General features: G+C 32.9%; 24 protein-coding genes and 1 pseudogene. 14 read left to right on the forward strand and 11 right to left on the reverse strand.

The window, feature by feature from the left end; genetic code table 11:
- The first annotated feature begins 117 nt into the window (after positions 1–117).
- Positions 118–936 (forward strand): prolipoprotein diacylglyceryl transferase, encoded by an 819-nt coding sequence (lgt, locus tag AC5LWL_RS05785; protein ID WP_493433435.1) that lies wholly within the window; start codon positions 118–120, stop codon positions 934–936.
- A 418-nt stretch (positions 937–1,354) separates the two neighbouring features.
- Here lgt and AC5LWL_RS05790 read toward each other — a convergent pair whose 3' ends face one another.
- The 4 genes from AC5LWL_RS05790 to AC5LWL_RS05805 form a co-directional block, all read right to left on the reverse strand.
- On the reverse strand, positions 1,355–1,912 hold the full coding sequence (locus AC5LWL_RS05790) for a TVP38/TMEM64 family protein (RefSeq protein ID WP_493433436.1): 558 nt from the start codon (positions 1,910–1,912) through the stop codon (positions 1,355–1,357).
- On the reverse strand, positions 1,909–2,592 hold the full coding sequence (locus AC5LWL_RS05795) for a response regulator transcription factor (RefSeq protein WP_493433437.1): 684 nt from the start codon (positions 2,590–2,592) through the stop codon (positions 1,909–1,911). Before AC5LWL_RS05795 ends, AC5LWL_RS05790 begins: the two co-directional genes overlap by 4 nt.
- The gene (locus tag AC5LWL_RS05800) at positions 2,592–3,971 is read right to left on the reverse strand and encodes a sensor histidine kinase (protein WP_493433438.1); all 1,380 of its coding nucleotides are present in this window, start codon (positions 3,969–3,971) and stop codon (positions 2,592–2,594) included. Before AC5LWL_RS05800 ends, AC5LWL_RS05795 begins: the two co-directional genes overlap by 1 nt.
- A 346-nt stretch (positions 3,972–4,317) precedes the next feature.
- Entirely contained in the window at positions 4,318–4,905 is a 588-nt protein-coding gene (locus AC5LWL_RS05805) for a YdhK family protein (RefSeq protein WP_493433439.1), read from the reverse strand.
- Between the two features lie 533 nt (positions 4,906–5,438).
- Here AC5LWL_RS05805 and AC5LWL_RS05810 point away from each other — a divergent pair.
- A complete protein-coding gene (locus AC5LWL_RS05810) occupies positions 5,439–6,686 on the forward strand; it encodes a murein hydrolase activator EnvC family protein (protein ID WP_493433440.1) in 1,248 nt (415 codons plus the stop codon).
- Positions 6,687–6,776: 90 nt separating this feature from the next.
- Complete coding sequence (locus AC5LWL_RS05815; RefSeq protein ID WP_493433441.1) at positions 6,777–6,986, forward strand: DUF2933 domain-containing protein; 210 nt, start codon at positions 6,777–6,779, stop codon at positions 6,984–6,986.
- 569 nt (positions 6,987–7,555) lie between these two features.
- Here the strand turns inward: AC5LWL_RS05815 and AC5LWL_RS05820 are convergent.
- From AC5LWL_RS05820 to AC5LWL_RS05830, 3 genes are all read right to left on the reverse strand, one after another.
- On the reverse strand, positions 7,556–8,698 hold the full coding sequence (locus tag AC5LWL_RS05820; RefSeq protein WP_493432573.1) for an IS110 family RNA-guided transposase: 1,143 nt from the start codon (positions 8,696–8,698) through the stop codon (positions 7,556–7,558).
- A 681-nt stretch (positions 8,699–9,379) separates the two neighbouring features.
- Complete coding sequence (locus AC5LWL_RS05825; RefSeq protein ID WP_493432573.1) at positions 9,380–10,522, reverse strand: IS110 family RNA-guided transposase; 1,143 nt, start codon at positions 10,520–10,522, stop codon at positions 9,380–9,382.
- 434 nt (positions 10,523–10,956) lie between these two features.
- On the reverse strand, positions 10,957–11,253 hold the full coding sequence (locus AC5LWL_RS05830; RefSeq protein WP_493433442.1) for an AbrB/MazE/SpoVT family DNA-binding domain-containing protein: 297 nt from the start codon (positions 11,251–11,253) through the stop codon (positions 10,957–10,959).
- Positions 11,254–11,490: 237 nt separating this feature from the next.
- Here AC5LWL_RS05830 and AC5LWL_RS05835 point away from each other — a divergent pair, with 237 nt between their 5' ends.
- The 8 genes and pseudogenes from AC5LWL_RS05835 (at position 11,491) to AC5LWL_RS05870 (ending at position 18,466) form a co-directional block, all read left to right on the forward strand.
- Positions 11,491–12,345 carry a C39 family peptidase gene (locus AC5LWL_RS05835; RefSeq protein ID WP_493433443.1) on the forward strand — a complete coding sequence of 285 codons (855 nt, stop codon included), beginning with the start codon at positions 11,491–11,493 and terminating at the stop codon, positions 12,343–12,345.
- Between the two features lie 32 nt (positions 12,346–12,377).
- Entirely contained in the window at positions 12,378–13,106 is a 729-nt protein-coding gene (locus AC5LWL_RS05840) for a methyl-accepting chemotaxis protein (protein ID WP_493433444.1), read from the forward strand.
- Positions 13,100–13,282, forward strand: a complete 183-nt coding sequence (locus AC5LWL_RS05845) for a methyl-accepting chemotaxis protein (RefSeq protein ID WP_493433445.1) — start codon at positions 13,100–13,102, stop codon at positions 13,280–13,282. The genes AC5LWL_RS05840 and AC5LWL_RS05845 overlap by 7 nt, the downstream gene beginning before the upstream one ends.
- Before the next feature lie 454 nt (positions 13,283–13,736).
- Positions 13,737–15,065 carry an MATE family efflux transporter gene (locus tag AC5LWL_RS05850; protein WP_493433446.1) on the forward strand — a complete coding sequence of 443 codons (1,329 nt, stop codon included), beginning with the start codon at positions 13,737–13,739 and terminating at the stop codon, positions 15,063–15,065.
- Positions 15,066–15,327: 262 nt separating this feature from the next.
- Positions 15,328–15,792, forward strand: a complete 465-nt coding sequence (locus AC5LWL_RS05855; protein WP_493433447.1) for a putative iron-sulfur cluster-binding metallochaperone — start codon at positions 15,328–15,330, stop codon at positions 15,790–15,792.
- 78 nt (positions 15,793–15,870) lie between these two features.
- Positions 15,871–16,047 (forward strand): annotated as a pseudogene (locus AC5LWL_RS05860) (YmaF family protein); the annotation flags it as partial.
- A gap of 195 nt (positions 16,048–16,242) precedes the next feature.
- On the forward strand, positions 16,243–17,112 hold the full coding sequence (locus AC5LWL_RS05865; RefSeq protein WP_493433448.1) for a cation diffusion facilitator family transporter: 870 nt from the start codon (positions 16,243–16,245) through the stop codon (positions 17,110–17,112).
- Between the two features lie 166 nt (positions 17,113–17,278).
- Entirely contained in the window at positions 17,279–18,466 is a 1,188-nt protein-coding gene (locus AC5LWL_RS05870) for an aminotransferase-like domain-containing protein (RefSeq protein WP_493433449.1), read from the forward strand.
- Between the two features lie 370 nt (positions 18,467–18,836).
- Here AC5LWL_RS05870 and AC5LWL_RS05875 read toward each other — a convergent pair whose 3' ends face one another.
- Together AC5LWL_RS05875 and AC5LWL_RS05880 are read right to left on the reverse strand one after the other, a co-directional pair.
- Positions 18,837–19,301, reverse strand: a complete 465-nt coding sequence (locus tag AC5LWL_RS05875; RefSeq protein WP_493433450.1) for a MarR family transcriptional regulator — start codon at positions 19,299–19,301, stop codon at positions 18,837–18,839.
- A 39-nt stretch (positions 19,302–19,340) separates the two neighbouring features.
- Complete coding sequence (locus AC5LWL_RS05880; RefSeq protein ID WP_493436549.1) at positions 19,341–20,543, reverse strand: MFS transporter; 1,203 nt, start codon at positions 20,541–20,543, stop codon at positions 19,341–19,343.
- Between the two features lie 338 nt (positions 20,544–20,881).
- Between AC5LWL_RS05880 and AC5LWL_RS05885 the strand changes: the two genes are divergently transcribed.
- The 3 genes from AC5LWL_RS05885 to AC5LWL_RS05895 are packed head-to-tail and all read left to right on the forward strand — an operon-like array spanning position 20,882 to position 22,266.
- Positions 20,882–21,211, forward strand: coding sequence for a PadR family transcriptional regulator (locus AC5LWL_RS05885; protein WP_493433451.1), 330 nt, complete (start codon positions 20,882–20,884; stop codon positions 21,209–21,211).
- Positions 21,208–21,612 (forward strand): permease prefix domain 1-containing protein, encoded by a 405-nt coding sequence (locus AC5LWL_RS05890; protein ID WP_493433452.1) that lies wholly within the window; start codon positions 21,208–21,210, stop codon positions 21,610–21,612. Before AC5LWL_RS05885 ends, AC5LWL_RS05890 begins: the two co-directional genes overlap by 4 nt.
- Positions 21,613–21,627: 15 nt before the next feature.
- A complete protein-coding gene (locus AC5LWL_RS05895) occupies positions 21,628–22,266 on the forward strand; it encodes a hypothetical protein (RefSeq protein ID WP_493433453.1) in 639 nt (212 codons plus the stop codon).
- Positions 22,267–22,386: 120 nt separating this feature from the next.
- Here the strand turns inward: AC5LWL_RS05895 and AC5LWL_RS05900 are convergent, their stop codons facing one another.
- Complete coding sequence (locus AC5LWL_RS05900) at positions 22,387–23,238, reverse strand: dimethylarginine dimethylaminohydrolase family protein (protein ID WP_493433454.1); 852 nt, start codon at positions 23,236–23,238, stop codon at positions 22,387–22,389.
- Between the two features lie 65 nt (positions 23,239–23,303).
- The gene (locus AC5LWL_RS05905) at positions 23,304–24,725 is read right to left on the reverse strand and encodes an amino acid permease (protein WP_493433455.1); all 1,422 of its coding nucleotides are present in this window, start codon (positions 24,723–24,725) and stop codon (positions 23,304–23,306) included.
- Positions 24,726–25,005 lie beyond the last annotated feature (280 nt).

The following is a 25,005-nucleotide window of genomic DNA, read 5'->3' on the forward strand; positions in this document are numbered from 1 at the left end:
ATTATAACTAGAAAAATGCGGCCGTTATTGGTCGCATTTTCCTTAACTTTACAATTATAGCACTCTTAACAATTTGTAATCTCGTTCAATATAAAAATTCAAAGAGGTGAAGTAATTATGGGGAATATTCAACCGTTAGATAGGGTTGCTTTTGAGATAGGACCGTTTACCGTTTATTGGTATGGGATAATTATAGGAGTAGGTTTATTATTGGGATGGCTACTTGCAACAAGAGAAACCAAAAAACTTGGTCTTCAGCAAGATACTTTTTCTGATCTTTTACTTTGGGCGATTCCAATATCTATTATCAGTGCAAGAATATATTATGTTGGATTTAAATGGGATTATTATTCAAATAATCTTGAAGAGATCATTGCAATATGGGAAGGCGGTATTGCGATACATGGGGCTTTAATTGGTGGAGTAATAACAGCTTGGGTATTTGCAAAGAAAAGAGGATACTCCTTCTGGCAATTAGCTGATATTACGGCACCAAGCCTTATTCTCGGTCAGGCAATAGGACGTTGGGGAAACTTTATGAACCAAGAGGCTCACGGTACAGAAGTAACAAGAACCTTTTTAGAAAATTTGAACTTGCCAAATTTTATTATTAATCAAATGTATATAAATGGTGCATATTACCATCCAACATTTTTATATGAGTCCATTTGGAATATTTCTGGATTTGTTCTCTTAATTATTTTTAGGAAATTTCAACCAAGGATAGGAGAACTGTTTTTAACCTATATTGTTTGGTACTCTATCGGAAGATTTTTTGTAGAAGGATTAAGAACCGACAGTCTAATGATTGCAGATACAATGCGAACAGCACAATTGATGTCCTTAGTTCTCCTTGGAACAGCCATCTTTCTATTTTGGTTCAGACGAAAAAAAGGATATGCAATTTATCGATATTCAGAAACTGTGAAACAATAGCTTAATGGAATCATTTTAGTATTGAGAGGAAATCAAGCATTTGAAAAACTGATAAATTTATAAATAAACACAATGCTGACTAGTCTTAATTTCAATTATAGAGATTCAGAAAAAACTCCTATGCAATAACCAGGCCCTGTTAGTTTATCAGGGCCTGGTTATTTATTTTAATTAAATTATTTAGTTGAAAATAATAATCCTTATTAAGCTCTCCTTTAAAAACTATTCCGATACCAACTGCTATAATCGTAAGTATAATTCCAATTAAGGAAGTCTTATCTATTGTATTCAACTATCTTATTAACATTTATCATTTTATTTTTTTATAACGAATTTGTTGCTTTATTTTAGATATTGCTCCTATTGCAAGTAAAAGGGGTTTAATTTACTATTGCATATGGTAAGTATTAATAACTAATTATTTCTTTTTCATTGTTTTTATAAAAATAAATAATAGTAATAGGATAATAGTGATATAAATAATATTCTCCTCCAAGAAAGCTGATTTTATATTTAACACCTTATTTATAGAGTAAGCTTCAATAAATAAGGAAGGAATCTTCCCTATTGTGCTGGCAATAGTATAAGGAACAACCTTAATCTTACTAAGTGCTGCAGCTAGGATAACTACTCCTGACGGAATAAAGGGAAGAATCCTTAAAAGAATAATCAGAATGATCGCTTCAGTTTGAGAAGCACTCTGCAATTTCTTTAAAATTTTACTTTTACCCTTACTATGGGAACTTAGTTTGTATATTCCTTTTCGATACAGAATAAAACTAAATACAGCTCCCAAGGATTCTCCAATTATGGATATCATCAACCCTTTTTCAAAATCAAAAAAACTTATATTTACCCCAGTAAGAAAGGCACTAGGAAGGAATCCAAATATGGCAATTAATATGTTCAAACTAATGCTAATAATACCTACCAATATAGGATTTGAAGGTAAATGATTAAGTAGATAATCTGTCAATTAATGTCCTTTCCGGTCCATTTGTACCCAACTCCCCAAACAGTCAACAAGTATTCTTCAGCGGAAAATCCAGATTTTCGGAGTTTGTCACGTAAATTTCTGATATGGGAATCTATCGTTCGATCTTCTGTGGTCACACCATGCCCCCAAATAGAGTTTATTAAATGATCTCTTGTGAAGACTTTATTATGATTTTGAAGAAAGAGGTTCATCAATGCAAATTCTTTTGGAGTTAGCGTAATTTCTTTCCCTTGGTATTGTAATTCGAAAGATTCCTGATCTAATATAAGTCCTTCAAAAAATAATTTTTCCATACTTTTCTTGTTTCTTCTTAATATGGCTTCTATTCTTGCAACAAGTTCTTCTCCATCAAAGGGTTTCGAAATATAATCATCTGCACCAATGTTTAAGCCTTTTACAATATCTTGTTTTTCTGTTCTTGCTGTAAGCATAATAATAGGGGTGTCCCATAATTTTTTTATTTCTTTACATGCTTCCCACCCATCCATTTCCGGCATCATTAAATCTAGTAAGATTAGGTCAACTGGATTGGATTCTAAATAGATGATGGCATCAATAGCGGAACTCATCTTCCTACATTTATATTCCAAAGGGGATAGGTAAAGGGCAATCAAGTCTAACATTTGTGGTTCATCATCTACTATTAGAATAGTTTTCATTATTTTTCAGCTCCATTATTATGAAAAGTTAAGATAAAGGTTGTACCGCTATTTAGTTTGCTGTGAACATTTATTGATCCACCTTGAGCGTATACTAATTCTTGAACAATGGCTAATCCTAGGCCTGTTCCACCTAAAGATCTTTTCCGAGACTTTTCCACTCGATAAAATCGATTAAAGATGTAAGGAAGATCTTTTTCAGGTATGCCTTTCCCGTTATCCTTAATCATGATTTCAGTTGTTTTCTTACTTGGATTGACGGTAACCAGCGTTTTACTGCCGATAGATGAATACTTGATTGAGTTATCCAATAAATTGATCATAATTTGTTCAAGCCTTGATGGATCTGCATATAAATAAGTCATTTCTGGGCAACGGACTATAAGACTCATATTTTTCTCCTTAAATGCAGGGGATAGCTTCAGTTCCATTTTCTTCAGCAAATCATTAAGTGAAATTTTTTGTTTTTGGATGACAAATGAATTTTTATCAATTTTCGCTAAAGCAAATAAATCTTCAATTAAAGAAGAGAGACGATTTGCTTCATCTACTATGATTTGCAAATATTTCTCTTGGTCTTTGCTGGCAAGGTTCCTTGTCATAACAATATCTGAATACCCTTTTATATAAGTCAAAGGTGTTCTAAGCTCATGGGATATACTGGCTAAAAAGTCATTCCGTTCTTTTTTTAAATAATTTAAGTCTTGTGCAAGTAATTTTATGGATTCAGCCAACTCTCCTAATTCGTCGTTTCCTGTTTTCGGAAGGGTAACGGAAAAATTCCCCTTACTGATTTGATAGGTTGCTTCTTTCATTTTCACGAGTGGCTTCGTAATGGCTTTTGTTAAGATGATAATGACGACAAAAGTTAGAGATAGCGCAATTAAACCAGCAAGTAAAAAATGTTTATTTAATCTTTCTATCAATGATTGGATAGTCGTAGTCTCTTGATACATATAAACATAACCAAGAATTTCTTTGTCAATTTTAATAGGACTTATGGTAATAATATAAGGTCTATTTTCCCAATCATCTTCTACTATTTGACCTTTCGCAGCAATCTTTGATTTGGGTTTTTTCAAATATTGTTGAATTAGATTACTTTTGAAAGAGGAACCTAATATTTTACCTGAAAAATCAGTAATAACCACATCAGTTATAGCCTCAGATTCCATTAATGTAACATGACCAATGGTTTCTTTATCAAAATGATTTTCGAGAATATCACGGTGAGAATTACCTCTTGCCTGTAAGGAAGATAATTCTTCCTCTATTCTCGACTTGACTATAGCATTATGCAGGAAGAAGAACATAAAAGTTTCAAGTCCAAAAATAATTAAAAAGAATACGATGCCTAATTTTATGGAGAGTTTTTTCAATCTTTATCACCCTAATTGGAATTTAATTAATTTAAGTAATAGTACATTAATAGTTTGAAGATTTTATGCAGAAAAGAAAACAATTTTGTTATTTAAGCTTGTCACACTCGTTTATAATACATCTAATTAGCTTGTGTCAATGTTATACAATTGATGTGAAGCGGTATAAGAGAATTTTAAAAATGAATTTCAGAAATTCTGCTTTTGGAGTTTCTTTAAATAGGGTGATTAAATTGATTTAATTAATAAACCTGACTGAACACTAAATCAAAAGAGCTTATTCCTTAAGTAGAATAAGCTCTTTTGGGAGTTGAAAATATAAATATCGTTCATTTTTTTAAAAACTTTATTTAGTAGCTGACAGTTCATTTTCTGTTAGCCATTTATGATTTTTAACTTTTTCTCCGCCGGAAGTCGGAGTGTAATCAACCATGTACAAAGTGCTTTTTTCGGCTGAATCAATTTCAGCGGTTGCTCCCTTCATACCTTTCATATGATCTGCCTCTAAAATAACTTCCGTTCCAGGTTCGAAAGATTCATCGCCTGCATCTTTAATATCTTCTTGAACCACCCATTTATGATTTTCCACTCTTTCTCCACCAGTTGTTGGAGTATAAGAAACAGCATAAATCGTCGTGTCATAAGCACCGACAATCGTTGCTTCAGCACCCTTCATACCTTCCATGTGTTCTGCATTGATTATCGCTTTACTCCCAACTTTATATGTTGGATTTTCTGCTACTTTCATACCTTCTGGAACTTCCTCAGGGTTAGATTGATTCATGTCCATATTACTATGATCCATGCCTTCCATGTTCTCTTTATTTTCTGAACTTTCCTTATTTTTATCATTAGTGTTGGAGCAGGCTCCCAATACTAAGAGAAGGCTCGCAATTAGTAATACTACTGATTTTTTCACTCTTTTTTTCAACATGTTAATAATTCCTCCTTTGTTATTTAACAATATACCAAGAAATTGTGCAGAAAATATGAAGTAAGCTAAACAAATGGAAAAAAAAGCACAATAGTCTATTTATCTCCATATTTTGAGATTTTTATAAATGTATCTTTTTTCCAAAAAAAGAATAGAAGAGTGGGAAAAACTCACTCTTAATGTGTTGTATAAAATAGATTCAAGTATAAAAAAATAAAAATTTAACTTAGCTTTAAACCAAATAGAAGAAAAAACATTAAAAGGTATAAAAATTTGATTTTGCTAAACTATTAAACTGTATATATTTCTGAATATAGAATAATACACTCAACTATTTTATGTTTTAAAAATATTACAATGAAACATAATTGTAAAAATTTTTAACTGCTATTTCGACAAAAAGTGATGTTATAATCTTGCTTGTTGGAATACAAATTAGCTTTAAGTTCCTTACCTATGGTATAAATATAAAATTTTTTTAAAAAAAAGGTAAATATAGAAACAAAATCGCTGGTCAGGAGAGGAAAGTAGAAATGAAGAAACTATCACTTAAGACATCTGCTATAACAATTGGAATTGCAGCTTCTTTTACCTTATTTATTAATGACTCCATTGCATTTGCATCTTCAGTTCAAGACTTACAAAGTAAAAAAGATATAATTCAAGAAGATCGTTCTGAACTAGAGTCTGGGATAAAAAAAGCGCAGCAAGAGTTAAATCAATTAAAGAGTGAACAAGATAAAATGGATTCGGAAATAAAACGCCTTGATATGTTAATCAGTGATATAAATCAAAGAATACGTGATAAGAGTGAAGAAATTTCTAATACAAAAATTAAAATTGATGAATTAAAAGAGGAGATTTCCGACTTGCAAGATCGTATACAAAAACGAGAAGACTTGTTAAAAGAACGTGTTCGTTCATATCAACAGACAGGTAATATAGGTTATTTAGACGTAATAATGGGTTCACAAACTTTTAGTGATTTTATAGATAGAGTAGGAGCAGTTGCAACTATAGTAAATGCAGATGGAGATTTAATTCGTGAGCATCTTGAGGATAAGGAACTTTTAGAAAAGAAAGAGGTTGAAGTAAAAGAAAAGTTGGAAAATTTGCAACAATTTCTAGATGATATGAAAACAATGAAGCAAGATTTAGATGTCCAAAAAAAGGAAAAAGATGATATCATGACTTCTTTAAAATCTGAAGAAGAAACGTTAGAGAACGAAACATTAAACTTAGAAGAGGAAAAATCTGTACTTACATCACAAGAAGATGCTATAGGAAAAGCTATAGATTTAGAAAACACACGAAAAAATGGTACGGAAAAAATGGGGCAAGCTGCTACTCAAAATAATGGTTTAAAAAGCTTCGACTCCAATTCTGGTGAATGGACGAAACCAGCTCAAGGTCGATTAACATCAAGTCTAGGAGAGAGATGGAATAAATTCCATGCCGGAATAGATATTGCAAACGGTGCTGATGTTCCTATAGTAGCTGCTGCTGACGGAGTTGTTAGTAGATCTTATTATTCAACAAGTTATGGGAATGTTATCTTTATTTCTCATTCCATTAATGGACAAATCTATACTACTGTCTATGCACATATGGATAGTAGAAGTGTTCAAGCAGGAGAAAGTGTTTCTAAGGGACAGCAGGTTGGTATCATGGGAAATACTGGTCAATCATTTGGGCAACACTTACATTTTGAAATGCATAAGGGCGAATGGAATGCATCAAAATCGAATGCTATTAATCCATTGGATTATATGTCTATATAATATTTGTGTATTTTCATAATATATACAAAGTTTCTCGAAAAAAAATCCATCATTTTATCTTATGATTAAAAAAAGATAGGAGTGATATAAATGGAATGGTTGTCGTATTTACTAGTGTTAGTTTGCCCGATTATGATGTTATTTATGATGAAGGGCCATGGAGGACATAAACATGGTCAAAATCATAATCAGGCTGCCCAAGATATAGAGTTGAAAATGACTAATTTAGAAGAGGAGAATAAAAAGCTTCATGAAAAATTGGAAAATCTTTCAGCTTTTGTGAAAAAAGAATCAAATTAAGAAAAGCGCAAGCGAGTTCGTGCTTGACTTATCGTTGGGAGAAGACCTGAAGTACGTTAGGCGATAGGCGCTGGAGCTAGACAGTTATCTAACTTGAAACATATAAATTCTGATATTAATAAAAAGCCATTGCTTATGCAATGGTTTTTTAAAAAGAAAGTATAAAATTTTTTAACCTAGATAAGTGTCTAGATCCGACGTACAGGATGTACTAGTGCCGGCGTTGGCCACAGGATGTGGCGTATTTAGCCGGCCGACGCCTAGCCCCTGTGAGTATTGCCTCTTGTCTCTAAAAGTAAAAAACACTTTTTGAGACAAGAGAACATTTTTCTTCGGGGCTGAGCAAGGCCCTTGCGCTTTTTCTGTGAAAATAAAACGGGCGAGTGGCTATTCTGGGTATCTGTATAATACAGTAACGTGTTCTATTTGATAGGGCGGGTACAGGATTTTGGTGTAAAGAAAATCTTGAAGCGTGGACTTCTAGAAAAAAGACAATAGTAAAGAAAGGGTGTGACCTCAATTTTTTAAAAAAATCACAACCTTAATAGAGTATTGTAATGGAAGGTCGTCTAACCAGCTAGACGTGGTTCAGAGAAGTGTTGCTTATTAATAAATAGGGTATATATAATTCTTAAAACTTTATGTGCAATAGCCTGTAAAGCTTTTTTCTTTCCTCTTCTTGCAGATAGAGACCAAAAAACATTTGACATTGAGGTATTTTTCGACCTTGATATAGCCCAAGCAACCTCACAAAGAGCAGCTTTTATATGTGGGTTTCCTTGAACGCTTTTGGAACTTTTCTTTTTACCAGCACTTTCATTATTGCCAGGTGATACACCAGCCCAAGAAGCTAAATGTCTTGATGAAGGGAATTGGCTCATATCTGTTCCGATTTCCGCAATAATAACAGCAGCTGTGTGTTCCTTTATACCTGGGATAGATAAAAGTATTTCTTTTTCTTCTTGATAGGAATGAAGCAGGGTATCTATCCTATTTTCAAGTTCTTGAATGGAAGTTTCCAAATACATGATATGATTCCAAGAGCTTTTAATCATAAACATTTGATGTTCATTTAATGTTCCGAAAAGAGAATCGGAAATGGTATCAGCCTTCTTGCGGAGAGAATGATGGATATTGGCATCAACATCAGCCTTATCAAGGTATCCATTATCGACTAACTGTTTCAAAAGTTTACGTCCAGAAACCCCAAAGATATCAGAAATAACTGAACCAAGCTTTATGTTTGAACATTCGAGGACCTTTGAAATTCTATTTTTTTCAGCTGTTAAGTTACCAACCCATTTCTTGCGTAAACGGTTCAAATCTCTTAATTCCCGAAGATCTTGGGAAGGGACAAAGCTTTTTTCAATCAATCCATGACGAAGAAGCTTGGCAATCCATTCTGCATCTGAAACATCGGTCTTACGACCAGGAACGTTTTTAATACGTTGGGCATTGGCCACAGTAATATCGAAATATCCTTCAAGGATGTTGTATACCGGCTTCCAATAGATTCCGGTACTTTCCAGAGCAATGTGTGTAATTTGTTTTTCTTCTAACCACTTTAATAAATCAAATAAACTTTTGGTTAAAGTGGAAAAAGTCTTGGTTTCTTTTTGAATGGATTCATTATTAGTGCCAGTTAGGGCACAAACTACAATCTCTTTTTGATGAACATCCATTCCGGCACAATGGGTTAATAAAATGTCCAAATAAAACAACCTCCAAAGTAGTGTCTATGGAAAGTGGAATAAGCTTGGTCAAACAGCATTTTTCTGTACGTGATCATCCTCAAAAATTGAAGAGTCAACAAAGGGGTGTACACAAGGCAAATTCCAAACAGTTTCTTATACAGGGTCGAACCACCACAAAAGCGCACGTAAAGATTACTTCCCATAGCATTAATCAGTATGGAAAAATGGACAAAAAAGTAAAACCCCGGCTTAGAAAAAATTTTCATGCCGGGGTGTGAGTGTGAAATCATGTGTGTTTCTTATAAGATAAGAAAGTATAAGTTTTCTGAAGTCTGACGGGTGTCTAGCTCCAGCGCCCTATCGACTTCAACGCTTCCCTCACCTCGTCTACGATAAGTCAACATCGAATCGCTAACTCTCTTCGTGTTTCGTTTATCTCACTCGATTCAGTCCAGCTTATTCTGTCGATGAGCAAGGGCGCTTGCGCTTTTTCTGTGAAAATAAAACGGGCGAGTGGCTATTCTGGGTATCTGTATAATACAGTAACGTGTTCTATTTGATAGGGCGGGTACAGGATTTTGGTGTAAAGAAAATCTTGAAGCGTGGACTTCTAGAAAAAAGACAATAGTAAAGAAAGGGTGTGACCTCAATTTTTTAAAAAAATCACAACCTTAATAGAGTATTGTAATGGAAGGTCGTCTAACCAGCTAGACGTGGTTCAGAGAAGTGTTGCTTATTAATAAATAGGGTATATATAATTCTTAAAACTTTATGTGCAATAGCCTGTAAAGCTTTTTTCTTTCCTCTTCTTGCAGATAGAGACCAAAAAACATTTGACATTGAGGTATTTTTCGACCTTGATATAGCCCAAGCAACCTCACAAAGAGCAGCTTTTATATGTGGGTTTCCTTGAACGCTTTTGGAACTTTTCTTTTTACCAGCACTTTCATTATTGCCAGGTGATACACCAGCCCAAGAAGCTAAATGTCTTGATGAAGGGAATTGGCTCATATCTGTTCCGATTTCCGCAATAATAACAGCAGCTGTGTGTTCCTTTATACCTGGGATAGATAAAAGTATTTCTTTTTCTTCTTGATAGGAATGAAGCAGGGTATCTATCCTATTTTCAAGTTCTTGAATGGAAGTTTCCAAATACATGATATGATTCCAAGAGCTTTTAATCATAAACATTTGATGTTCATTTAATGTTCCGAAAAGAGAATCGGAAATGGTATCAGCCTTCTTGCGGAGAGAATGATGGATATTGGCATCAACATCAGCCTTATCAAGGTATCCATTATCGACTAACTGTTTCAAAAGTTTACGTCCAGAAACCCCAAAGATATCAGAAATAACTGAACCAAGCTTTATGTTTGAACATTCGAGGACCTTTGAAATTCTATTTTTTTCAGCTGTTAAGTTACCAACCCATTTCTTGCGTAAACGGTTCAAATCTCTTAATTCCCGAAGATCTTGGGAAGGGACAAAGCTTTTTTCAATCAATCCATGACGAAGAAGCTTGGCAATCCATTCTGCATCTGAAACATCGGTCTTACGACCAGGAACGTTTTTAATACGTTGGGCATTGGCCACAGTAATATCGAAATATCCTTCAAGGATGTTGTATACCGGCTTCCAATAGATTCCGGTACTTTCCAGAGCAATGTGTGTAATTTGTTTTTCTTCTAACCACTTTAATAAATCAAATAAACTTTTGGTTAAAGTGGAAAAAGTCTTGGTTTCTTTTTGAATGGATTCATTATTAGTGCCAGTTAGGGCACAAACTACAATCTCTTTTTGATGAACATCCATTCCGGCACAATGGGTTAATAAAATGTCCAAATAAAACAACCTCCAAAGTAGTGTCTATGGAAAGTGGAATAAGCTTGGTCAAACAGCATTTTTCTGTACGTGATCATCCTCAAAAATTGAAGAGTCAACAAAGGGGTGTACACAAGGCAAATTCCAAACAGTTTCTTATACAGGGTCGAACCACCACAAAAGCGCACGTAAAGATTACTTCCCATAGCATTAATCAGTATGGAAAAATGGACAAAAAAGTAAAACCCCGGCTTAGAAAAAATTTTCATGCCGGGGTGTGAGTGTGAAATCATGTGTGTTTCTTATTTTGAAGTTTTCTACAAATGCATGATAAAAAAATCAAAGGGATTATTCGATAACAATTTTCACATCGACAATTTACCTATACCATTTATTATGAGGAGATAGAATTTGTCAAACCAAAAAGATTTACCATAGTCTAAAATTTAGGAAAATTAATCTTGTTCTTCATCAATATTAACATAAATTTTTCGTTTATCATCAGTAATTCCCATTACTAGGTGTGTTCTATTCGTAATGGTTAATAATCGTCTAATTTCCATTGGAATAGAAATACGCCCACCATTTATATAACATTGATTTAAGGTTTCATTATCATGTGTAGCTTGTATAATAATAGATTTATTTACTATATATACAAAGAGGAGATCTCCATTGGTTATTTTTAACTCTGTCTGTAGATGTTTAGGGATAGAAATTTGCCCGTTTTTATATATTCTTCTTTTAATCACATTTACCAACACCTTCTACATCTTTATAAAATAGATTAAGGCCAAATAATATTGACGTATTCTATTAACTAAATTAGTTTTTTTATTATATAAAATATTCGTGAAGAAATTATGCAGATTTTTTATTAATATTCTTGGTAATAAAAGTTATCTCGAAAAGTATAAAAAGTATTGCTCCATATTTTGTGCATAAATTTTTATTAAAATATAAAATATTATCTAAAATTGGAGAAAAGAATGCAGAATATCATTTTAATTATCTTTTTTTTATTGAGCATAACTTTATTAATCCCTATAATATTCAAAAAAATTAATATAGTAATACTCCTACTTTTATCTTTCTATATTTTGATTATTGGGGTACTGATATTTTCTGATCCAAAGGAAATAAAAGATTTCCTTCGTAGAGAAACTGAAACTCAAATTGCTCCAGTATCTTTAAAGAAAGATAAAAGAGAGAAAAAGAATGAAATTTTAAACCCTAAAGAGAAAATACTCATAGATGCTCCAGTAATTCAGCAATTCCCTGAGCTGCCGAGAGGATGTGAAGTAACTAGTCTTGGTATGTTTCTGCAATATTATGATGTTAAGGTAGATAAAATGGAATTAGCCAATAAAGTTAAAAAAGATAAAACACCAAGGTCTATAAAAAATGAGGAAATCTTTTGGGGAAATCCTAATGAAGGTTATATAGGAGATATGTATTCTTATAATAATCCTGGTTATGGTGTTTATCATAAACCAGTTATAGAGTTGGCTGAAAAGTATCTCCATGGAAAAATAGTGAATTTAACTGGAAGTAATTTTGAGAATTTAAAATTATATCTATCAAATAAAAGACCAATATGGATAATAACAAATACAACGTATAAAAAACTTGCTGATACTGCTTTTGAAAAATGGAAGACTCCAAGTGGCGAAGTAAATATTACGTATAAAGAGCATTCGGTATTAATAACAGGTTATGATCAGTCCTTTATTTATTTTAATGATCCAATAAGTGGAGATAAAAACAAGAAAGTACCTAAGGATGACTTTATAAAAGCTTGGCAGCAAATGGGTAGTCAAGCATTCTCATATAAATTAAATTAGTATCATTTGAAATTTAATTGAAATCAATACCAATGATAGAAGTATGCATTTTTTATGGAGTTTATATTTATACTTCCATCAGCCTCATCATTACTACTGTCATTTCGACAATATTTATTCGTTTGATTGTCATTTTACCACTTAAATCATTATTATCAGTTACAAGAAAAGTTGCTAATGGAGATTTAAATATTGTTATACCAAATAAGACTAACGATGAAATTGGTCAATTAATTAGTTCCTTTGAAAAAATGCTTGGAAATTTAGGAAACTTAGTAGGAAAAATGAATGAAACTTCGGCTGAAGTCGCATTGTCAGCAGATCAACTTGTAGACAGTGTAAACGAAACTACCAAGGTAACCGAACAAATCTCCAATTCAATTCATGAAGTTTCTATTGGAACGGAGGATCAAACTGTTAGCTTGGAGAAGTTAGCTCATTCAATTATAAATATGAAGAAGGAAATTAACGAAATAGCGGTTAACACAGAAAAAGTTTCCTGGCATTCCAAAGAAACAATAGGATATGCTGCAGCAGGTGAAGAGGCAGTAGAGAAAACGGTTCACCAAATGAAATTAATACAAGAATCAGTAAGTGGATCTAATAAGTCCATTCAACTACTTCAAGTACGCTCTCGTGAAATTGAACAAATTTTGAATGTGATATCAGATATAGCCAATCAGACTAACTTACTTGCTTTAAACGCGGCTATTGAGGCAGCCAGGGCAGGGCAAAAGCTGGAAAGAGATTTGCTGTGGTAGCTGACGAGGTAAAAAAGTTAGCTGAACAATCAAATCAATCTGCAGATCAAATCGCCTTATTAGTTAGTCAGATTCAACAGGCAACTGAAGAATCTGTATGGACTATGAGTACAGTTATGGAGGAAGTGAAAGAAGGGATTAATATAACACGTGATACAAAGAGAAATTCTCAGTAATCTCACAATCAACAAAAGATAATAATATCGAAATGAATGAGGTAATGTCGGCTTAAAAAAAAATAGCAGATAATGCAGAAGAAGTTTCAGAATCTATTGAACATTTATCTTCTATTGCAAGATATAATTATGAAAACTCAATTCTTGTCACTAGAGCAACGCAGGAACAATTGGAATCTTTTGAAGAAACCCACATGCTATCGAAATCATTATCTAAAATTGCTAATGAATTAAAAATGTTAACAATAAATATACATAATACTTGGTATAATTAAAGGATCAGAAGAAGCCCAATGCGAAAAGGTAGAGTAGCAACATTGTGAAAAACCTTTATTAAATAAATTGAAGTATATATAAAATCTTAATGAAAATAAAAAAGAGGTTTTTGGTTATTAATTGAAGTAATACTTGATTGCTAGGTTACTAATAAAAGTAAAGGAAGAAGGAAAAATTTATGCAAGTTCCTAGTAAAGCAAAAAAAGTATTTAATATCGCAATACCAGCAATTGGGGAATCCTATTTACAAAGTTTGCTTGGGGTCATAGATTCCCTTTTTATTGCAAAACTTGGATTAGTCGCTATCAATGCAGTAGGCGTAACAAATATATATAGCATGACTTATATTGGGGTTTTTACGGCTATATCTGCGACTCTTTCCGTCTATTTATCAAGGGCATTTGGTGCAAAGGATATTGAGAGAAGTAAATCTGTTATTTTTCATGGTCTTTTAATATCTATTTTAATTGGGCTCCTTTTTTCATTAGTGTCAATCATATTTTCTGAGCCTTTGTTAAATTTGGTAGGTGCAAATGATGCACTAAAAAACACAGCTTCCATTTACTTTAAAGTTGTTTTAGGCTTAACTCCATTCATTGCATTATTTACTGCTCAATCTGCTTCATTTCGTGCAATAGGCGATACGAGAACACCTTTTCGAGTTGGGATAGAAATGAATGTCGTGCATGTCATCCTTGATTATATCTTAATTTTCGGAATAGGTTCATTTGGTGGGTTAGGATTGACGGGTGCAGCTATAGCAATGATTTTAGCAAGAATATATGGTTTTCTACGTCTCTTAATAAAATCCCAACGCATACCTTCCATAGCATTAAAAATTAGTGATTTTAAACTAATAGTAACCTTGGCAGGAAGCATGATGAAATTTGCAGTACCTGCAACGTTAGAAAGATTGTCTATGAGATTAGGCCAAGTCATCTATTTTGGATTAATTGTACGAATGGGAACAGACGTGTATGCCACGCATAATATTGCTGGAACTTTAACTACATTTGCTTATACCATTGGTGGAGGATTTGCAGTTGCAGCCAGCACTCTTATCGGTCAGGCGATTGGGGAAAATAATTTGTCAGATGTTAAGGAATATAGGAGATGGAGTTATATTCAATCATCTATTTCTATGACTTTAATAACTGCAATATTAGCCTTTTCAAGCCCATGGGTAGGTAAATTGTTTACACAGGATGAAACGATGATTCATTTATTGATGATCATTTTATTTATTGATACAGTCTCACAACCGTTCTTAGCTTCCGTTTTAGTTGATACATCTGTGGTACAAGCAGGAGGAAACAGTTCTTTTCCTATGATCGTTACTATTGTAGGGATATGGGTAATTCGTACGTTAGGTGTATATGTATTTGCTTGGAAACTCGGTTTTGGTTTACCCGCAGTATGGGTATCAATTGCAGCAGATAATGCACTACGAGCAGGACTTTTTGTATGGTATCGCAAAAAGAAAAATGTTATCAAAGAGTTGATATAGCTTATTTTAACCTTGTGAATTTTTTGAGTGATCTAATTGATTATTGTGTCACAACTGCAAGGAGTAAATGCTTTGACTTACCAAGGAACGCTTTCATCTTAATAAGCAAAGTAAAGAATTAATATTTTTCGTTTTAATTTTTTCACCCAAGCCTTATTTCTTCTTATTATTGTAAGTTTTTTTATTGTTCTAATAAGGCAGTGTACTTGGAGTAGAAATTTTATATTTTCATATTAGTATTATTGAAAGGGAGGGAGTAAATATGTCTGATTGTTGTACTACAAAAGAACAAGTTTCTGAAAGTATTGGTTCTGAGTTGTGCCCGTCTTGTCATGTAAAAGGGAAAAAAGTAAAAATAATCACGTTAAAATCGATGTTAAAACCTACGATTTTAGATATTTTAAGTGTGAATTCTACTCATTATTTTTGTTCGTCAAAAGATTGTAATGTTGTGTATTTTGATACGAGTAAAAAAACGTATTTAACATCAGAAATTAAGGTGTCAATTCACCAAAAAGATAATTCCTCAGTTGTTCCTGTCTGTTATTGTTTCGGTTGGACAAAAGAAAAAATTAAACAATATGTTGAAAAAGAGCTGACTCCTAATCCAGTAGAACATATTCGTGAAAACATTAAAGAGAATCGATGCGGGTGTGAGGTAAACAACCCTCAAGGTAGTTGCTGCTTAGGTAATGTTATCGGCTATATAAATGAACTAAACGAATAATAAACAATCTATTCAATTAACAGGTGCTTGCTTTACTATGGATATGGAGCAATGCAATTTTCATCTTAAAGTAAAGCAAAGACAGGAAAAGATGATTTCGTAGACGGATTTGTCCCGCTTCATAATCATGGCTCTGTTGATTATACTTTAGTTGAAGCTTGGCATGTTCATTATTATGATTTTTATACGACTGAAAATGATGGACATCGACACTATATAAGAGGTGTATATCAGCCCGCTCCAGGGAGTAAATAGAACAGAAGCCAAACTAGCCAACCTATTGCCGGGTTGGTTTTTATTTTAACAAAAGGGAAAGATTAGTCAATTTTTCACCTTATGCAACTTACTTGTATATTGCTTACATATCTAAATCCATGCAAAAAGGTTTCTGTAGACCCACACCAGTTTTATTTGATACTATATTCAGGTGCTTAATAGGGGGTAGGTAGTATGGAAAAACAAAAGTATAACGATCTTAAACTAGGTGAACGTGGAGCAATTATAAGTATTATTGCTTACATATGTCTCTCTGTTTTAAAGTTATTAATTGGATATATGAGTGACTCTGCTGCTCTGAAAGCTGATGGACTAAATAATACAACCGACATCATTGCATCGATTGCTGTACTTATTGGACTTAAACTTTCACAAAGACCACCTGATAAAGATCATAGATATGGACATTGGAAAAGCGAAACTATCGCTTCTATGGTGGCCTCTTTTATTATGGCAGTAGTTGGTTTAGAAGTGTTAATGGGCGCTATCACTTCGATCTTTCATGGAGGAAAAGAATCACCTGATATTTTAGCTGGATATGTGGGGATTTTTTCAGCTCTTGCTATGTATTTTGTTTATCGATACAACAGAAAGTTAGCGATTAAAATTAAGAGCAAATCTGTTATGGCTGCAGCGAAAGATAATATATCTGATGCTTGGGTAAGTATAGGAACTGCAGTTGGCATATTTGGATCTCAGCTAAATATGCCTTGGCTTGATACAGTAACTGCTATCATTGTAGGATTATTAATAAGTAAAACAGCTTGGGAAATCTTTAGACAATCATCTCATGAACTTTCCGATGGATTTGATGAAGATAAAATTCAGCTTTATCAAGAAGTTATAAAAAAAGTAAATGGTGTTAAAGGGATAAAAGAAATTAAAGGGAGAAACTACGGGAATAATGAAGTAATTGATTGTGTTATTCTAGTAACATCAACTTTAGGTATTAAAGAAGCCCATGAAATAGCTACGTATGTTGAAAACATTATGATAAAAGATTATGGAGTATACGATGTTCATGTTCATGTGGAGCCAAACTAGAAAAAACAGCTACGATATGAAACAGAAGAGTAAATAGAATGAAGATCCAATTATTCGTATGTTCTAATGTAGGAGCTCAATGTATAAGAAGATTAAGCATATGAGGAATTTCATTATAAATAGAAGAAACGAAGTGTAAATTGAAATCGACAAGGAGGAAGTGCAGATGAAATATCAATACGCAAAAAGAATGGAAAAAGTAAAACCTTCAGCAATTCGTGAACTCTTAAAGTTAGGGGCAGATCCAGAGGTTATTTCATTTGGAGGAGGGTATCCTGACCCGACAATGTTTCCAATTGATAAATTGCAGCAAGTTTTTGATCGTGTGCTTCTGGAGGAAGGGCAGCAGGCATTGCAATATACAACTTCTGAAGGGCATTTAGGACTTCGCTTGAAGCTAGTGAAACGAATGGAAAAAATCGGGGTAAGATGCGACCTGGAAAATCTGTTTATTATTAATGGCGGACAACAGGGATTAGATCTTGTAGCGAAAATGTTTATAGATAGAGGAGATGTTATTCTTACAGAAGATCCTACCTTTTTAGGAGCATTGGTGGCCTTTCATCCATATGAACCAACATATGCAGGAGTATCAATGGATAAAGAAGGAATGAATATGGATCACCTTGAACAATTATTAAAAGCGAATCCTGCTGCGAAAATTATTTATACGGTACCAGATTTTCAAAATCCTACAGGTGTTACAATGAGCCTCGAACGCAGAAAACGTTTAGTGGAGCTTGCAAATGAATTTAATGTAATTATTATTGAAGACAGTCCTTATCGGGAAATCCGATTTGAAGGGGAAGATCTGCCTTCCATTAAGAGCTTTGATACTGAAGGTCGTGTAATTCATTTAGGAAGCTTTTCGAAAATACTTTGTCCTGGCATGCGTCTCGGTTGGTTGGTAGCAGAACGGGAACTCGCAGAAAAACTTTGTCTATTGAAGATGGCTGCAGATACACAAAGCTCCACATTAAATATGCATGCAGTCAATCGATTTATGGAGCTTTATAATTTGGACGAGCATATTAATGATCTAAAAAAGATATATAAGCATAAAAAGGACATTATGTTTAAAATGATGAAGAATACATTTCCAGAGAGTATTCAATATACCAATCCAGAAGGCGGGCTATTTACATGGTTAACCTTGCCGAAAAATATCGATACTGCTTCCCTTATGAAAGATCGATTATTGCCAGAAGCAAAAGTGGCATATGTTCCAGGCAGCAGCTTCTTTCCAGGAAAACAAGAACATAATCATTGCCGCCTTAATTATTCTTATATGCCGGAAGAAAAAATTGTGGTTGGCATGACAAGATTAGGGAAATTACTAACAGAACTTTGTTAATAAAAAATACAAAGGTTATTAACCAAATGCTAGTAATACTATGCAAGTTGTCTATATTTTTTATTCCATCATTGATTTTGTTATCGAAAACCATTACATAGATACAACTGGTTTACAGACGAAGTCTATATTTATTAGGGGAATAATTTGCATCTCTTTTACGCGATTTAGTCCTTTCTAGATTATACAGTAGGAATAACTGAAGTTTTAATAGGAGGATAAATCAACAAGAAGTAAAGTTATGGTCATTATCATATTGTTTTACGGCTAACTAATTCTTTCCGAGACCCTTAGCGTATGAAATTAAAGTATATAGCAAGTATGAGTTCTAACCAATACAGTTCTCAAACTTGCTATATTTTTTGAGCACTTAAATAATTTCTGTTACTTCTTTAAAGAATCTACGTATAGCCTTCAATTCATGTTCATCAAATTGTTTGAAAATTTCTATATAACGCATTCTTAATTTTTCGTGTAGTTCATCATGTACTAACGCTAACATCTCTCCCTCTTTAGATAAAGTGTAATAAATTTCTTTTTTGTTTTCAGCCTTTTGAACTGCGGCAATAACGTTTTCATCAAGTAATTCTTTTGTGGCTTTAGTAACAGCTGCTTTTGTTAAATTTAGTTTATCTGCTAAAAAGCGATTATTACTTTCTCCATTCTCTTTTAGAAGAGAAGCAATGTGTAATTGCGTAATTGTCCATTGTCTATTTAGTATTCCTTTTTGTTCAAAAGTATCACTAATTTTTTGACGTAGCTGTTGTTTTCTTTCTTTTTTTACTACAAATGTTTGTAAAGAATCCAATACTTCATCATATAGCTGATTATCCATTTTAATTCTCCTCTTATTAGAGTATATATTTATTTTGTACTATTTTTTTATCAAGGTTTGTACTTTTTTTAGATTGCCCCCAGTCCATATAATAAGAGCTAGTAATGCAAAGACTACTCCAAACATCCCAAATACTATTATAGAAGGAAATTTATTCAGGAGAAACCCTGATACAATGGGACCAACTGACATTCCTACGTATCTAATAAAATTAAACATCCCCATTGCACTAGCTCTATTATTTTTAAATTCGTTTGTTATGATTGTTCCATATAATGGTGTAATGAATCCTGTAGATAATCCATACAAAATTAAAGATAAAGATAAAGCAATTAAATGCCAATGACTAGTTATTGCAAACAATATAAGACTAAATACTAATAGAATATTTACAAATATAGATAACTTAATTAGTGGAATTTTCGATTGCATCTTTTTAAAAGTGAAGCTTCCAATTACCAAACTTAATGCGATAGGTAAATACAAAAAACCTACTAATTGTAAATTTAGCTGATAGTAGTCGGTTAATAAAACAGGAAGGTAGACAATAATTGCGAAATAAATAAAAAAGATAAAGAAACTTAGTATAAAAATAGAGTTTCCTATTTTATTTTTAAAAACTACCATGTAATGTCCGAAAATTTTATCTATGCTCATTGATTTTTTTTCGCTTTGAGTATCTTTTGGAAAATAAACAAAGTTTGTTAAAAATAAAACAACAGATATTCCTGTAATGAACCAAAAGATACCCTGATAATTATATTTTCCGCCTACCAACCCTCCAATTAAAGGGGCAACTGTAGGTGCTATAGATAATAAGGTTTGATAAGTTCCCATTGCACTACCACGTTTATCTCCTTCAAACATACTGCCGATGGTTGTTGCTGCAATAAGTGGTATCGCAGCAGTTCCTATTGCTTGTAAGGCCCTGCAAATAAAAAATACTGTGAAATTGTTTGTCATAGCACATCCTATACTAGCGAGTACGGTGAGTATAATTCCAGGAATTAAAACAAATCGATTACCTTTAAAATCAACTAATGCCCCAAGAATGATTTGCATAATAGCTGTGATGAAAATAAACATAGAAACAGATAAGTTTACTATGTTAATAGAAACATGAAAAGAATCCCTTAATAAAGGAATGATGGGTGCATAAATATTTTGGTTTAAAGAAGCAAAAAAAGCACTAATACAAATCAAGTATAAAACCAAAACAGAACTAGATTTAACTTGTTTCATCATAATGATCCCACCTTAATTAAATATATCAATATTTTTGTTAACTGGTTAACAAAAATATTGTACTAATGATACCTATAATTGTCAAATTTACGTATAAATTTCCACCTGTTAAATAAAGGCGATAGATACCTCCCCTCTATTTGACTAAGTGTTTACATAATCATGTTAAAAAGAACGTGGTGATAATAAAACTGGATTACACGCAAAATGACATGTCTCTTTTTTTGCATAGTGGGTAATAATGGTTTTGAAAATTACTTTGACAGGTAGAGTAATTTACAGTATGATTACTCTATCAGATAGAGCAGTTGATGAATAAGGAAGTGAAATACAAGATGATTAGAAGTGATATTATTCGAGGGCACTTGGATTCGATTATATTGTGCTTGCTCTTAGAGGAAGATCGATATGGATATGACATTTCAAAAGAAATCAGTCTGCGCACAAAGAATCGATTTCAAATAAAAGAAGCAACATTATATGCTGTTTTTCAAAGGCTGGAGAAAAAGGAGTTAATAGAGTCCTACATTGGCAGTGTTTCAATGGGGGGGAGAAGAAAATATTACAAAATTACAACGCTTGGAAAGGCTTTTCTAAGAGAAACTTCTGAAGAATGGCAGGAACTAAAAGGAATTATTGACCTATTTATGGAGGGATTAAAGTGAAGGAATTAAAACAGCATGTAGAGAAATTGTTTGCAAACATACCAGATAGTGAGCAAAAAGATGCTATTATGCAGGAAGTGTTGCAAAATCTTGAAGAGAAAGTCTGGGACTTAATGGAACAAGGAAAAGATGAGGAGGATGCAATTAATAAAGCGATAGTTGATTTTGGAGATATTGAAGATTTGAAACAAGAGCTAAATATACAAGAGCCAATCAGAAATAAAAATAATAGAATGAAATTAAATTTAGAATATTCCATATGGGGGTCAATCTTACTTATTGCGTTATTTGTTTTTATTAACTTTTATTATACACCGGATACTATTTGGTTTGTTTATCCTACATTTGGCGTACTTTGGTGGCCATTAAGCATGTATTTTAGCTGGCAGCGCACAAAGTAAAAGGGAGGAGGTATCATGAAAAAAGCGGACATTGGATTCGTTGCAGCAGGGAGTATCATGACATTAATCTTTTTAGTAATCGTTCATTTTATAACAGGTTCTCATTATCCATGGTTTATTTATCCGTTTTTTTTCATGCTATTATGGTCAGTAAGCTACATGTGCATGAAAACAAATGGGTACAAAATGCTTTCTCTTCTTGATAGTGTTATTTTATTCGTGTTTTTAATGATTATAAATAGGATAAACACCCCAGATTATCCATGGTTTTTATATGCAATCTATCCCATTTTATGCTGGCCAATACTTATTTATCTAGAAGAAAAAGCAAAATCATTATCTACTGCTCTGATAGGAAGTATAGGTGCTATTCTTTATTATTTTATTTTAAATATGATTTTTTCTCCTTCGTATCTATGGTTTATTTATCCGGCATTTTTGGTAATGTGGTGGCCATTATCGGTTTATCATGCAAAAAAACAAACCTATTTTAGATTCTCAGTGCATGGAAGTATATTGATTATTATTTTTTTTATTCTTGTCAATAGTATCTCTTCCCCCGATACCATTTGGGCAGTTTATCCAATTTTCGCAGTGTTGTGGTGGCCGTTAAGCATGTATTATTATGCATATAAACCAAAGAAGATTAATTGATAGTATCAAAAATCTTCATTTTAAAAATTTAGTATGCCAATCTAGAAGTAGAAATAGCCCCTAAATGAAGAAGCAATGCAACAGCTCAATTTAGGGGAGGAAGTTGAGTATGGAAAAATGTTACATACGAACAATTGGCAAGGAGCAGCATCGAAAAGAGCCGCCTGATTTAATGAGCTCAGAAAAATCGATCTCTATAATATGAAACCCTGCCTGACGTAGCTGCTCATTTATGCGCACATTTTGCGGAAGGCTTAGTATTTTTCCAGGTTCAATCGATAGTACATTTGGACCCATTGAAAATTGCTCTTCCTCATCTACTTCTATTATATGATAGTGTTTGCTTATTGATGCGAGTGCATCTTCTGAGAAAGCCGGTTTATAAATAATTGCTGTATGAGGAGCGATTATATTAAACACACAATCTAAATGAAGTATTTCTTTTTTTAATACTAACGGGAGTATATTATAAGCAGGAAATTTTATTTTTAATTCATCTATTGCCTCTTGAGAAGTTCGACCACTTAAACCAATCCAGATGTTTTTTTCTGCGACAATAACATCACCGCCTTCGATCGAACCTGATGTAATTTCATAATACGAAATATGTTGAGAATCCAACCAGGTTTTTAATACAGATTCTTCCCCTTCACGTATACTACTTTGCATCTTTCCAATACATAATGTATTACCTATACTAAAGCCTATATCTCTAGTGAAGACCTGTTCATTGTATTTTTGATCAGGGGTAAGCATATGAACTGCTATCCCATTTTTCTGAAGTGTCTGCACAAATTGATCATGTTGTTTCATAGCAAGTTCTTGGTTAATATTTTGTAATAAATATTGTTTTTGAGTCTCATTGATAGCTTCTTTAATTTGCATGAATTTTGGTGGACACACAATTACATCCTTCAGTTTATTATATTCATTAATGCAATTAACTGAGAAAAATTTTTTTGCTTTTATCATTAGTATTAGTTCCCCTCTTGAAAAATTTAATAATAAAATAGATATCGCTATTTAATGAACTAGTATTAGAGTGCTTTTTTATTTTTCTTCATGGTGTCTTGTTCTCTCATTTTTTGTTTTTTCTTTATAATAAAGTGATAATATATGTAGCAAAATAATATATATATTCCTCCTGCATATAACCCTATTCTTTGATCTGGAATAAAGAATAGACTAATTAAAACGAGTCCATTCAGTACGAATCCAAGTATAGGAACGAATGGATAAAATGGTACTCTGAATTTTAAATCCTTTACATTGCCTCCTTCCGAAATAAAACGTCTGCGAAAGAAAAATTGAGAAGCACAAATGCACATCCATGATACGATTGTTCCCACTCCCGCTATGGAGATTAACCACAAGTATACTGTGTCAGTTGAAAAGAAACTTGTCATTAGAGAAAAGGAAGCAACTACAAAGGTAATAAGTAAAGCATTTATAGGTACACCTTTTTTGGATAAATTTTTAAAACTAGTTGGCCCCATTTCATTTTTTGAAAGCGACCACAACATTCTAGCACCTGCATATAACCCAGAATTTGCAACAGATAACACAGCAGTTAAAATGACAAAATTCATGATATCTGCTGCATAAGGAATCCCTATTTTATCTAGTACTGCTACAAAAGGGCTTTCCGTAACACCTGCTGTCTGATAGGGAATAATAGCAGCTAGGATAAACATTGCTAATACAAAGAAAAATAATGTTCTCCAAATAATATTACGTATGGAATTTGGAATTGTTTTACCTGGGTTTTCACTTTCACCTGCTGCAATTCCAACAAGCTCTGTGCCTTGAAAGGAAAAACTCACCATCACTAATGTGAGAAGTACGGTCGTCATACCATTAGGAAATAAACCTAAATTAGTGGTGAAATTTGATAAAAAAGGAGCTGTTTCGTTTCCTTGAAATGGAATGATTCCGAATGTAGCACCTAAGCCGATAATAATAAATAAGACAACTGCTACTATTTTAATGCTTGAAAACCAGAATTCTGTTTCAGCAAAGCTTTTAGCAGATATTACATTAACTAATAAGGTAATACTTCCAAAGATAAAACACCAAACCCAAATAGGAATATCAGGAAACCACCTTTGCATTAAAATACCAGCAGAAGTAAATTCTAGTCCAACCGTGTTTGCCCAGCCAAACCAATAAATCCAGCCAATCATAAATCCTGTAGAAGGACCTATATATCTAGTTGTATATGTTTGAAATGATCCAGGTTCAGGCAGAACAACTGCTAATTCACCAAGGCATAACATGACTAAATACATTAAAAACCCACCAATTATGTATGCAAGAATAGAACCAAGAGGTCCAGCTTGACTAATAGTGAAGCCTGACCCTAAAAACAAACCAGTTCCAATGACTCCGCCTAGCGCAATCATAAAAAGATGTCTGCTTTTCATGGTACGCTGTAATTCATATTGCTTATAATTATTCATATCTTCTCCTTCATATAAAAATCTTTTTAATAGAACTTTATTTGAAAATTAATAACCTTCCATATTTCATAAAAATAAGGGAATGAATATTTATTAACTTTGATGAATTTTTATTCTTCGGAATTTTCTGAAAATTAAGCTGATAATGTAATGCTAAAAAAATAATTATCTTTTTTTAGCACGATTAGAAAAAACTTATTAAGATAAAAGTTCACTATTTTTTTGTTCTTAGTGGCAAGATAGTTCATGGTATTCTTTTAAGGATTTGTTTTTATCTTAT

Source organism: Niallia sp. WK069_GA_01 (assembly GCF_983173855.1).